The sequence below is a fragment of the Desulfosporosinus orientis DSM 765 genome, assembly GCF_000235605.1.
GTDB lineage: Bacteria > Bacillota > Desulfitobacteriia > Desulfitobacteriales > Desulfitobacteriaceae > Desulfosporosinus > Desulfosporosinus orientis.
Genome location: NC_016584.1, coordinates 2,710,113 through 2,722,462, shown reverse-complemented (window position 1 = coordinate 2,722,462; position 12,350 = coordinate 2,710,113). Strand labels below are relative to the sequence as shown.

13 protein-coding genes and 1 other annotated feature are annotated in these 12,350 nt (G+C 40.9%); of the genes, 3 read left to right on the top strand and 10 right to left on the bottom strand.

The features are described 5' to 3' along the window. Position 1: 1 nt before the first annotated feature. The 7 genes from DESOR_RS12710 to DESOR_RS12685 form a co-directional block, all read right to left on the bottom strand. Positions 2 to 319 (bottom strand): ArsR/SmtB family transcription factor, encoded by a 318-nt coding sequence (locus tag DESOR_RS12710; protein WP_014184992.1) that lies wholly within the window; start codon positions 317 to 319, stop codon positions 2 to 4. Positions 320 to 510: 191 nt separating this feature from the next. After that, entirely contained in the window at positions 511 to 1,182 is a 672-nt protein-coding gene (locus DESOR_RS27420; protein WP_014184991.1) for a winged helix-turn-helix transcriptional regulator, read from the bottom strand. A gap of 90 nt (positions 1,183 to 1,272) precedes the next feature. Beyond that, positions 1,273 to 3,507: a molybdopterin-containing oxidoreductase family protein gene (locus DESOR_RS12700; protein WP_014184990.1), complete on the bottom strand. Its 2,235-nt coding sequence runs from the start codon at positions 3,505 to 3,507 to the stop codon at positions 1,273 to 1,275. A 253-nt stretch (positions 3,508 to 3,760) separates the two neighbouring features. Then, positions 3,761 to 3,952 carry a hypothetical protein gene (locus tag DESOR_RS12695; protein ID WP_014184989.1) on the bottom strand — a complete coding sequence of 64 codons (192 nt, stop codon included), beginning with the start codon at positions 3,950 to 3,952 and terminating at the stop codon, positions 3,761 to 3,763. Between the two features lie 417 nt (positions 3,953 to 4,369). Further along, positions 4,370 to 4,582 carry a hypothetical protein gene (locus DESOR_RS28890; RefSeq protein WP_148265271.1) on the bottom strand — a complete coding sequence of 71 codons (213 nt, stop codon included), beginning with the start codon at positions 4,580 to 4,582 and terminating at the stop codon, positions 4,370 to 4,372. 30 nt (positions 4,583 to 4,612) lie between these two features. Then, entirely contained in the window at positions 4,613 to 5,842 is a 1,230-nt protein-coding gene (locus DESOR_RS12690; protein ID WP_085929352.1) for an MBL fold metallo-hydrolase, read from the bottom strand. 17 nt (positions 5,843 to 5,859) lie between these two features. Next, complete coding sequence (locus DESOR_RS12685) at positions 5,860 to 6,060, bottom strand: DUF3006 domain-containing protein (protein WP_014184985.1); 201 nt, start codon at positions 6,058 to 6,060, stop codon at positions 5,860 to 5,862. A gap of 289 nt (positions 6,061 to 6,349) precedes the next feature. Between DESOR_RS12685 and DESOR_RS30620 the strand changes: the two genes are divergently transcribed. Beyond that, entirely contained in the window at positions 6,350 to 6,556 is a 207-nt protein-coding gene (locus tag DESOR_RS30620) for a CBO0543 family protein (RefSeq protein ID WP_345788342.1), read from the top strand. A 68-nt stretch (positions 6,557 to 6,624) separates the two neighbouring features. Here DESOR_RS30620 and DESOR_RS12680 read toward each other — a convergent pair whose 3' ends face one another. The 3 genes from DESOR_RS12680 to DESOR_RS12670 form a co-directional block, all read right to left on the bottom strand. Continuing rightward, the gene (locus DESOR_RS12680) at positions 6,625 to 7,425 is read right to left on the bottom strand and encodes a DUF4405 domain-containing protein (RefSeq protein ID WP_014184984.1); all 801 of its coding nucleotides are present in this window, start codon (positions 7,423 to 7,425) and stop codon (positions 6,625 to 6,627) included. 232 nt (positions 7,426 to 7,657) lie between these two features. Beyond that, positions 7,658 to 8,536: an EamA family transporter gene (locus tag DESOR_RS12675; RefSeq protein ID WP_014184983.1), complete on the bottom strand. Its 879-nt coding sequence runs from the start codon at positions 8,534 to 8,536 to the stop codon at positions 7,658 to 7,660. 120 nt (positions 8,537 to 8,656) lie between these two features. Next, positions 8,657 to 9,376, bottom strand: a complete 720-nt coding sequence (locus tag DESOR_RS12670) for a helix-turn-helix transcriptional regulator (RefSeq protein ID WP_014184982.1) — start codon at positions 9,374 to 9,376, stop codon at positions 8,657 to 8,659. Between the two features lie 411 nt (positions 9,377 to 9,787). Here DESOR_RS12670 and DESOR_RS12665 point away from each other — a divergent pair, with 411 nt between their 5' ends. Continuing rightward, a complete protein-coding gene (locus DESOR_RS12665; RefSeq protein WP_014184981.1) occupies positions 9,788 to 10,549 on the top strand; it encodes an SGNH/GDSL hydrolase family protein in 762 nt (253 codons plus the stop codon). Between the two features lie 75 nt (positions 10,550 to 10,624). Further along, positions 10,625 to 10,886 (top strand) — a binding site (T-box leader). 197 nt (positions 10,887 to 11,083) lie between these two features. Beyond that, a complete protein-coding gene (locus tag DESOR_RS12660; RefSeq protein ID WP_014184980.1) occupies positions 11,084 to 12,112 on the top strand; it encodes a 3-deoxy-7-phosphoheptulonate synthase in 1,029 nt (342 codons plus the stop codon). The last annotated feature ends 238 nt before the right edge of the window (positions 12,113 to 12,350 follow it).

Genomic DNA, 12,350 nt, shown 5'->3' with positions numbered 1-12,350 from the left:
CTCATTTATTAGATAATAAAGTCTTAGTTTCTTCTATTTGACGCAGAATAATTGCTTCGACGAGGTCAATCATTTCGCAAACTTCCTTGTTTTTTATTGAATAGATAACCTTAGAACCATCTTTTCTGCTTTCAACAATTCCTTGATTTTTTAAGACTGTAAGATGCTGAGAAGTATTCGATTGTTCAGAATCAAGATTAGGTAAGATATCACAAACGCACAGTTCACCTTTTCTTAGGAGCTTAATTATTTGGATTCTTGTAGGATGACCCAAAGCTTTAAAGACATTTGAAATAAGTTGGTTGCCCATATTCGCCATTTTCTCACCTCAAAACGCATTATCATATTAGCATTATCTAATATATTAAATTTATTATATTATTGCTTCCTCTTGATGTCAAGGTGATGGAAGAGCAGTTTTCGAATACTTACACCCTCCAGTTTAAAAATTCGGCGGTTTTAAGATGAACTAATCTAGATTAGCCAGCCTTAAAACCGCCGAATTTTTAATCATGCTTCCTTAGGTTTGCTACACCTATCCATCATAACGAAGGTCTGCATAAACTCCTCAATACGTTCCGGGGTACCAATTAGCTGCAAATAGTGAATGTATTTGTCTCGCTCACTCCGTTTGACGGCAAGAAACGTCGCCCATAGTTCTGGGGATACCAATACCTTAACATCAGGATTATCTGCCTCCCCCGAACGAGTTGTCCACCGACAGCCATCAAAAGACAAAACATAAGTACCGCCATGGGTAAAACTCATCAACCATGTTGCCGGCTGGGGCAGCATACGAGCTTTCTTATTGAGGGAATCCGTCAGAAAGCCCATGGCCAGATCAGGGTGCACAACCTCTCCAGGCAATGGTGGGCGCATAGCGTGTTTAAGTCCCCACTCCTTCATTGCTTCTACCACTGGACGCAGATCCTCTCCCGCTTCCGTCAGCCTGTACCAGACCTCGCGGTGACCCGAGTCCTCTCTCTCAATAATACCCGCCGCCTCCAGTTCGCGCAGAGCTTCCGTAAGCCCTTTTGGCGTAATGTTCGCAGAGTACTTCAATAAGTCACTGAATCGCTGGGGCTTTGTCAAAAGGTCGCGGATGATGGTCAGGGACCATTTGCCCCCCATTACTTCTAAGGAAAAAGCCACCGGACAATAATGGTTATACTTACGTGCCATTAGCATTAACCTTTCTGCATACTCGTTTTCTTTTTACAGTATTTCAAAATCCCTTTAATTTCAACTGTTAAGTTATAAAAACTGTAATGTTTATGCTTCCACCTTACACCGGATATACCTATGCAAGGGTGTACCCGCGATCCTGTCCCTGTGAGTATTTTTGGTCAGGCGGTTGATCCCCACGCCATAGGTTTCTCCATTGTATTCCAAGCCGAAACCGTGGGGAATGATCACCATTCCGGGACGGGTATCCCCGGTGATTTCCAGTTCGATATTTACCGTCCCCGCTTCAGTGGTCACCCGGACAGTTTGCCGGTCACTGAGGTTTAAACGCCCTGCATCTTCCGGATGCATAGCCAGGGTACAGGCTCGCCGCCCTCGATTCCATTCCGGATTTCGCATTAAGTTATTAGCATTCATGTCCATGTGTCTTCCGGCCAGCAGAATCAACGGGTAGTGTCCACTGGCTTGCAGCTCCACTTTTTCAGACTCAGGAGTAATACTTTTTACCCACTCTTTCACTTCCGGGATATATAAATTAATGCGATTATCGGCGGTTTTTATGTTGGCAAAGTTGTTCTCCGGATCCACCTTCCCAATCCATAACCCTTCAGGATGATCAATTATTGCTTGAAAGATGTCATCCCCCATTGTCAGGCCTGGTTTAAAACCCGCCCGTGCGGCATTATCTTTAAAACTGCTGGGAACTGTTTGAAGCAAAGCCCACATCCAGGCTTTGTTAACCGAACCCATTTCTTGACCAAGAGTTTTGGCCACCACATAAGGAAGGGTTGCCGCGATCTTGGGATCGGATTGCATGTAGGCATATAAGGCCTGACCATATTCCAGCCTGGATTTTGACGCTGCCATACGGAGTGATTCCGGGATATCCGGAATCATACCTAGTTTGTCAGCCAAACGGGTGAAAATCTCACTCCCCTCAAGAGTTTCCCCCTCTGGTTCCAGAATGGGCTGACGCAGCTGACAATAAATTTCGGGATAATTCAGCTGAAAATAGGTGGTATCCCAACGCTCATAAGCAGATCGATCCGGCAGAACATAATCAGACATCTTGGCTGTCTCGGTCATGGCAATATCAATGGTGACCAATAGATCCAGCTTTGAAAAGGCTTGTTCATAAGCGGCAGTATCAGCAAAAGAACGCATGGGATTACTGGAAGACACGATGACAGCCCGCAGCCGTTCCGGGTGATCATTCATGATTTCCTCTGGCATAGCGTTAGGCGGATGCATGCCCAGCAGAGCGGGAAATCCCGTCTTCATCGTTCGCCAATGCTTGGGATCACGATCGTCCGTGTGGGCACCCATGGTCATTAAATAACCCGGAACCACATTCCCGCCAGGAACAAATAGCCTGCCGCAAATAGTAAGGAGAATGATTTCTAAATAGGTCGTCACCGTACTGTGCCTGCCCATCAATACACCCAAGTCCGGGTGGAGAGAGGATTGGCGGGTTGCAAAAAGCCGGGCCACTTCTCTAACCTGGTCATAGTCTAATTCACATACCTGGCATGCATTTCTAACATCGAAATTCTCAAACCAGGAGTAAATCTGTTCAATCTCACCGACATGCTGATCTATATAAGCTTGATTTTGCCAGCCTTCCTGTAAGATGATGGCAATCAAAGCACGGGTTAACAGGGCATCCGTCCCCGGACGCAATGCCAGGTGAATATCTGCTTTTACAGCCGTCTCAGAACGTCGCGGATCTATGACCACCAAAATTTTTCCTGGGTCTTTGGACATTTGGTCAAGGAACCTTCTGGCTTGGGGCATTTGATGGCTCATCCAGCCGTTCCAGCCAATCGCCACCATCATATCCGTCCGGTCATGATCGGGAATCGTAAAATTGTATTGCCTTCCAATGGTTCGCCCGTAACCCCAGAACAAACCGGTAAGTTCACCAGCCAAGGCATTATAGTAATATTTAGAACCGAGGGACCTCAACAAGCGAAGGCCAAAAACAGCTTCAGAATGACCGCCCAGGTTGCCGAGGCCCATAAAGGCCAAGGCCCGGGGCCCATGGGTTTTAGTTATGTACCCTAGCTTCTCTGCAATCTCAGTGAGAGCATGTTCCCAGGAAATTGGCACAAAATCCTCTCCAACTTTTTTTAAGGGATGAGTCAGCCGGTCCTTATGATGCTGGTAATAGGAAATATTAAGCCCCTTTCGGCAGACATAACCCTGACTGCGGGGATTATCCTTGTCTCCTCTGACTTTAACAATACGGTTGTTCTCTACCTGTGCCTCAAGACCGCAATTTTGACCGCAAAGAACACAACTGGTCTTTTTCCACTCACTCATGTTTTCCCCCTCCTCTAAATCAATATACTTATTATAGTATAATTTTTATAGTATGTATTATAGTATGTAATCCTTTTTATTGTCAATGCAATTCACAATATTAAATACACAACGATATCCCCTAGAACAAAACTATTCAAGTTCTCCAGTTTAGAAATCAGGCAATTTTAAACTCAAAAAATGGATAAAAAATTGCACCATAATTAATGGTGCAAACATCGTAAGATTTAAGTTTACAATAAGAGAAATAACTTTAACGTCTTTTTCTCCAAGGCAGTATATTCAATTGAGCTCCTTCATTGGAATTATCCGTTATATTTGCAGAGCTATTACCTTTTCTAAATAAAAACCGACTCATTGCAATTGGAGCTTGCCGCTGAACCGGGACCTCTGCTCTGGTTTCCTGGACCTCTGTATCAGTAGTATTCTTACTTTCCGGTTTCATTTAATATTCATCTCCTTACTCTTTCAAGAACAACTTGTAATTAAGACCACCAACAAATTACTGACAGTCTTACATTTTTAGAAAATGACGCCATATTCTCCGCCTCCAAATGCCATTTCTATTCCTCCTTTCTTACATGTCTATTACAAGTTATGCCTAATTTCCATTTTATTCCACTATTAAGACTTACTTTTAAAGAGTGCTATCTTCTATTTATCAACTAATTCGCTTTATAGGTTAACTCCCACACAACATTTTACGAGAAAAATATTTGGATAAATGTTTGTTATTAGCAACACTATAGGAGACATCTCGGTAATGCTATTCAAAATGCATCATGAGGCAAATGAAACCACTAAACGGGATTCCATTGGGAATCCCGTTTTAACGAGCAAATTGAAACTATTGGAGAACAATTTAAATGACGCTTAAAATTAAAATTCTAAAAAGAGAATTTAACCAAGTAGAACGCCTACTTGATGGACTTAACCAAAATGATTTCTCTAAAGAAGTAGTAGAAGAAATCCAAAACCTTAAATGTGTAGTTTTTTCGTTAAGAGCACCTAAATTTTGTGCTTGTTCATTAAACAATGATTTATTTGTCGCAATCCCTCCGATATACCTTTGCATATCATCAGGTTTAGATCATCCTAATCCTATCTACTTTACAGATACAACCTGCCCCTGGGCATTATATAGCGAGCCAGGATCGCCATCATTATTCCATACATCCGATTTTGTCCATAGCAGAGCCCCTGTACTTGACTCTGCTTTCGAGCCACTTAAGACCTTCAAGGTTCCTCCTGCAGGAATGGTTATACCACTGGGGAAACTATACGTTTGATTACCCTTTTCACTAACAAGCTTCCATCCTGTCAAATCGACTGCTGAACTGCCATCATTGACTAAAGTCACTATTTCGCCGGCCAAATCAATACTAGTGATGGAAACGGAAGCAGGCGCAGAACCCTTTTTATTAAAAGTCACAGACTCTCCGTCACAGGTTGCCACAATCGTTCCATCCAGATCCGTCCTGAACACTTTAACTCCTGCACCAGAGAGCTTCGATAATGTAGATGCAGTAGGGTGTCCGTAGTCATTGTCTGCTCCAACGGAAATAACTGCATATTTCGGTGAAACTGCTTTTAGGAAAGCACTACTTGTAGACGACGAACTGCCGTGATGCCCAACTTTAAGCACATCCGCTTTCACAATCTGCCCACTCCCCAGCATCTCGGTCTCAGAAACTTCTTCGGCGTCGCCTGTAAAAAGAAAGCTTACTTTCCCATACGTCAGTCTTAAGACTGCACTATAATTGTTCAGGTCTTCGTACCCGCTCCCGTTGGGAGCTATGAATTGTCCAGTTAACCCAGGGACATCTAGTTTAACCCCCACCTTAGCCTGGATTCGTTTGGCTCCACTAGCAGCAACAGCAGATATAAAGTCTTCAAAGGTTTTCGTCGTCGTTGAAGCATCTGGCATGTAGACTGCTTTTACTGGAAAACTATTTATCACTGTATCAAGCCCACCAATATGATCCTCATGAGGGTGGGTGGCGATTACTGCTGCTAGTTCTTTAACCTGTTGTGACTTCAGATAGTTTACTACGTTGGGACCGTCCGGATTATTTCCTCCGTCGATAAGTACTGCTGTACCATCTGAGGCTTTGATTAAAATACTGTCAGCCTGGCCAACATCGATAAAATGTACTTGTAGATTTCCGTGTGCGTTCATGGGCGTTGGCTGGTTGTTGTTTAATTCCTCACCTTGATCAACTGATGTCTGGCTGCTCGAAGTGGAAGTGGCAGTCGTTGTTGATGTGTTTCCGCAACCAGTGACCAAAAGGGTTATACATATTACCAAAACGTAAAATAATCTAGATTTCCGCATAATCAAAAAAATACCTCCTAGCTGTCAAAGAAGCCTTTCATTATTTCCAGCCCTTTTTGGCGACGTTCATTGGTGGCTGATTGGTCAACTGAAATACTTATAGTGATAACATCGCCCTCTTTAACATCATGGGGCAACAGGGATCGAGGCAGATTAAACGTTATTCCTCCGTTTTCAATCACAGCCCAATCTCCTTCATATCGATCTATAATAAGCATTTAAACAACTCCTTTCATTGACCGTTTATTCACGATTTTTAAATCTGTATTCCCCTATTTTACTCCGATAATAACTATATCACTAGCCATTAACGAAAATATGTCTACTATTCGGCAAATGGCTAATTAGAATTGCTAGTATGTCCATCGCCTCTACCGACTGTAATTGCATCTTCCTGAACTTGCGTAATGGTACCTGCTGTTGCCAGACTGTCTAAATCAGTGGAAATTTTTATGACTAGAGAATATATAATTATCGCTTTAGCCGGATTATCAGGATAATTGGACTATAAAATTTATTCCAAAAGACAAAATTCGTAAAGCGCTTATAGCGTTTCTATTTAAGCAGGTAATTACATGGGCGGTAGGATTAGGCGTAGTAGAACTTAGATTAATCGAATATCCTGTTAGACTATTCCCATATGCCAATCGAACAAGTTTTTCATTTGAATACTTTATTTATCCCTCAATTTGTGCCATTTCTAGAAGTTGTTGAAAGCAAAAAATAGACCCAGTTCACAAAAATGAGCTGGGCCTTTTAACAGTTTTTTAACCGATTAAGTTCTAATTCTGAGTTTGCGGCTTTAAGGGTTTTTTTATAATCTGTTTTTCTATATAATTCGTACCTACTGCAATTCCCCCGATAATTCCTAAGAAAGTGATGATCACACTTGCAGTATTCGCATTCCCACCTTTTCCATCTTCATGGCCAAGTCTTATTCCGTCTTTGCCTGTTGGAATATTCTTATCAAACTGATCATTAAGTCCGTTTGGCTGAATTTGTTCTGAGTTCACACTAACATTCGTTGTTATTTGGGCTATACTAGAACTAAATTGTGTGGAAAGAACTTGAATACTCCCTAACAATAGTATCAACGATAATACAACTTTGGCTGCTACACTAACCGTACTAGATGATTTAACGTTGAACACCTTTTTCATAAGACCCATTATCCATTGCCAATGAAGCCCAAGATGAACTCCCACAAGTACAAGAGTTACATAAGGGATACTGCTATGTAACCCACGAAATACTCGTCCATTCACGCCAGCAAAGCCTGGGAATAACACTTTTGAAATCATCAATCCGCTTATAATTGTAAACGCCATTGAGAATAAAAGTAAAATATTAAGGCAGTAACCGAAACGAATTTTACCCGGCAAACTACGGTCGAACAACCTCTGCGTTACTTTGAGAACCCATTGCCAGTTAAGTAGAATATGCACCATGAATAGAGCGCCTATCCCCAAGCCAACCATTTCGTGAAAGGCTAACCCTCCAAAAACTCTTACATTATAAAGCAATGTAAAGAGTAAAACAATTACTATATCCAATGTCAGTTTGATATAATTACTATTCTTCATATAAATGCCCCCATATCATAATGTTTTGTTTTCATTTTTCACTATGATTCTATAGGCATTTCCTGAGTTTGAACTGAGGGCTACCTGAAAGTTTGCTTAACATTTACTTATTTAAAATATCCACTTGGTCGTCCTGTACTTTCGGCATATCATACCCATATCGATCTTTAAGGTATTTACTCTGCTCCGAAAGCGCATTTTCCCATCCCTCTTTGTTTAGACTTAAAACCGCCTATTCTTTTTTTCGTAACCTTGCTAAAGCCGCAATAAACAATCCGGCAAAAACTAAAAACATCCCGACTAAAGAAACAAGGGACAATTTTTCTTTCAGCAAAAATAACCCCAGAGCAGATGCAGTAACCGGTTCCGCAAGGGACAACGTAACGGCTTTAGGGAATGATATTTTTGCCAAGCCGTGAGAAAATATAACGTAAGCAAGGGCAGTAGCAACCAATCCTAAATGTAGGGCGACACTAATACCTTGAATGGTCTTCAGCCAATCCAGATTGTAACATAAGAGAACAGGAGAAAGGAATAATGCACCGATAGAAAATACAACCCCGGTCACTGCTTCCGGGGGGTAAGACTCCAAAAGTTCTTTGCTGACGGCGGCATAAAGTGCATAAGAAACACCGGCCCCCAAGGCAAGAACAACACCGATGGAGTTCACTTCCAATTTCTTGCCGCCTGTAATCAACAAAATACATCCAATAACAGAGAGCAGAGTAGCTGCAGCCCATTTCACTCCAGGATTTTCCCGGCGGAAAATCATAGAAATCAAGCCAGCGAACACCGGCGCGCTGCCGATGGTCACCACCGTCCCCACAGCCACCCCTGTTTTTAAAACCCCAGCAAAAAAGAAAAGCTGATAGGCAGACATGCATCCGGCAGCGATGAATGTACTCCCTTTATACCATAGTGTTTTTCCGCGCAAAGCTCCCTTCTGCCAGGCAAACATTAAAAGAGCCGCTCCTCCCACCGCTAGGCGTATAGATCCTATGGATAATGGCGAAGCGCCGGGAGGGGCGAAAGACTGGGCTGTGCCTGTTGTTCCCCAAAGCATCGCTGCTGCCAGTACCAGTATCGAAAAAAAAGTCTCATTTTGTTTCATATTGTTCTCCTTCAGCGTATTCAGCAATTCATATTTGTTACTAATTACCGTTGAACAGCATCTTTATAACAATAATAAAACCTAATGAGATTGTTGTTTTTACCGAGATTAGGATATAATTTAGCTCATCTTCATATTCTTCCGCCTAAATTCTACCGGAGTAATGCCTTCGATATCTTTAAAAATCCTGTTTAGTGAAGATTGATGGGCATATCCCACTTCCCAAGCAATCTGTAAAATATTTAGATTTGTCCCGAGAAGAAGTTGTTTTGACCTCTCAATTCTCGTTTTTTTCAGAAATTCCATGGGAGTACAATGCATAAGGCCTTTAAACCAGGAACAATAATAGCTAACAGTATAATGCTCTAAGGCAGCGAGCTTCTCCAAGCTTATATTTTCATTATAGTGCCGCTGAATATATTTAGCAGAATCCGGAATCTTATCTTCTGTCAAGATGGGATAAAAATAATGGAAGAGAGAATTAATCCTTGATGGCTCGAGTGTATTATCAGCTTCACTAAGTAAAAGGAATCTGATTGCTTTCCATTTTTCATCCATTTCATAGTTTCTCCCACCTGGAAATCGATCCAGTTCCCCCAATTGAAACATAAATTGGGGAATATCTAAGACAAGAAATTTATTATGATCTTTCGCCCAGAAAGTGTGCTGGCAGGAGGTGGGAAGCAAAAACAGATGAGCTTCATCCAGCTTTATTTTTTTTGCCTCGGTCTTGATATCTAATACCCCCTGAAGCGGCATGATTAACTGAACAAATTTGTGGTCATGGGTTTGCATGGCATCGGCATAAGTCCTGTTTTCACAAATTATTTTATTATCCACAACTGCCTCACCTTTCTCAGAAGTATTGAAGTAACTCATTCAGATAATATCAGTTTACATCCTATTTGTTCAACTAGGTAAAATTCTAATTTAATCTTGCCACTAAATAATTAACCCCTGACACTCATATTCCTTTATTGTCAGGGGTTAATTATTCTTTTATGGCATCGACAATTTGTTGAACTGCTGCTGTTGTCTTACTTACATTGGCACTTTTTGAATTGTATACTAGCACTTCTACAATATACCAATATACTATTTAACACAAATTTGTAAATATATTGTATAATATGTCGAAATTGTGTTGTCCTCGAGCTTTATCCCTATCACATTCCTAATTATCTATTTGAAAGATCAAGTTCAAGTTCAAATAACTAAACTCGTAATCAGACACAAGGGAGAGATTATGTAGTGAAAAAAAGTATATATTTAGTATCAGCATTACTCGTTTTAGTTCTTGTGGGTCTAAGTATTCGTGAAAAAGTTCAAGCATCTCAGAAAGCTTTACATGCTAATACAGTTCAAACAACACAGGAAGCCGTACCTGCTAATACAGTGACTAAAATCCAGCCCTTAAAAGGCATTGGTAAAATAAAAAGCGGAGCAGTAAAGGCAGTAATTCTCGGGGACTCCATCTCAGTCAGTCAAGGGGCATCAAATCCCTCAACCACCGGCTGGAATGCTGATCTGACTAACTCCCTATTCGATAAGTATGCCAACAAAATAGAGTGGGACAACAAAGGGTCATCAGGAAAACTTATTGATTATTCCTTACAAAAAGCTGCAGAGATACCTAACACTACAGATGCAGTATTTATTTGTTCAGGAAGAATTGATCGAAATTTTGACACACCTGAACAGTTCAGTGAAAAATATACAAAATTAATAAATATCATTAAAGAGAAAGCTCCCAACGCGGATATATTTTGTATTGTTGAACCTCCCTCTTTGATTTCTGCAGACGAATATAAATTCTGGGATATCAGAAAAGCAATTATTAACGTATCTGAAAAGAAAGACTCATATTTATTAGATTTATGGAGTGCTTTTCCTAAAGATGATGTTCTTTTAAGTGGATTGTTGGAGGACGTACTCCATCCCAATGATCAGGGCAATAAACTAATGTCAGATTATATTTATAATCGATTAGTTGCAGTTATCAATAATCAATAAAAAACCACTAAGATGATATTGACACATCAATATTTATAGAATATCATTAATCCAAGCAAAAGTTTATATTATTTTACAAAAGCTATGATAGAGAAAAGTAAATTGCTGGACTGCTATTCAGGGAGGAAGAGTCATCGACTGAAAGCTTTTCCATAGTCAACGGCAATTGAAGTTCACTCTGGAGCTGCTGAACTGAACAGCTTTGCTAAGTAGGCTCAGACGGTACTTCACCGTTAAATGAAGAGGGTATCGGATTTTATCCTGCACCTTGGAGAGAGAACTTCACTGAGTGAAGTTAAGTTGGGTGGTAACGCGAGAATTACTTCTCGTCCCTATGCGGACGAGAAGTTTTATTTATTTGTTCCTCCCTCTTTCTTCTAAAGTGCACGCAAATAATCCTGTACTTTACTGAGTGGATCATTGATTGATCAAATTGGGTGGTAACGCGGAAGGCCATGGCTTTCGTCCCGAGTTGGACGAAACCATGGCCTTTTTGAATATCAAAATAAACAATACAAGGTAAGGAGAATGCATATGTGTATGAACTTTATTAAGAAAATACCCTCAGCCAGCGAAATTATTGAAGAGTTGCCCGTACCCAATCATATTAAGCTGATCAAAAAGGAGCGGGACAGAGAGATAAAAAGTGTGTTCGAGGATAAGGACCATAGGTTTATTCTGATCATTGGCCCCTGCTCTGCAGATAACGAGGATTCCGTCTGTGAGTACATTGGAAAGTTAGCTGCCGTACAAGAAAAAGTTAAAGATTCAATTATTATCATACCGAGAATTTATACTAATAAGCCCCGTACTACTGGAGAAGGATACAAGGGAATGGTTCACCAGCCAGACCCCAGTAAAGAACCGGATCTCTATAAAGGAATCAAAGCTATCAGGAAACTGCATATCCGGTCTTTAAGTGAATACTATATGGTTGCAGCTGATGAGATGTTGTATCCGGAAAACTACCAATATCTAATTGATGTATTGGGCTATGTTGCAGTTGGGGCTCGTTCTGTAGAAAATCAACAACACAGGCTGACTGCAAGCGGCATTGATGTACCAGTGGGAATGAAGAATCCCACCAGTGGTGACTTATCCGTAATGCTAAATTCAATTAACGCCGCCCAAAGCAGCCATACGTTTATTTACAACGGCTGGCAGATTGAAACATCGGGGAACAACTTGACTCATGCCATATTAAGAGGTGCCGTTGATGCTAATGGTAATAGTATTCCAAACTACCATTATGAAGATTTATTTCATATCGCCCAAGAATACGAAAAACAATCCCTAAAAAATCCTGCTATCATAGTGGATACAAACCATGCTAATTCAATGAAACGTTACAATGAACAGCCCCGCATTACCCAGGAAATATTAATGAGCAGGAAATACGATTCCCTGCTGCAAAAAATGATTAAAGGTTTAATGATAGAAAGTTACCTGGTTGAGGGCAAACAAACTATTGGTGAAAATGTCTATGGCAAATCCATAACAGACGCTTGTCTGGGTTGGGAAAGTACGGAGAAACTCATTTACGACATTGCCGAAAATCTTTAATCTCCTACTCTCAAATTCCGGAGACCAAGCTCTCATAATCCTTGCCTGGCAGTTGGCGTGAAGTTAAGGTCAGGTTGCATTTTCCAGACTTATTTCCCTGGAAATACAACCTGACCATGTTTTTTTCCCTTAACCCCTCAACATTATACCACAACGATAATCTGACAGAATACATCGGAAATGGCAATGAAAAGGAAGAACATGCTTCATTACATGCATACTTGCTTGATGTATGCAG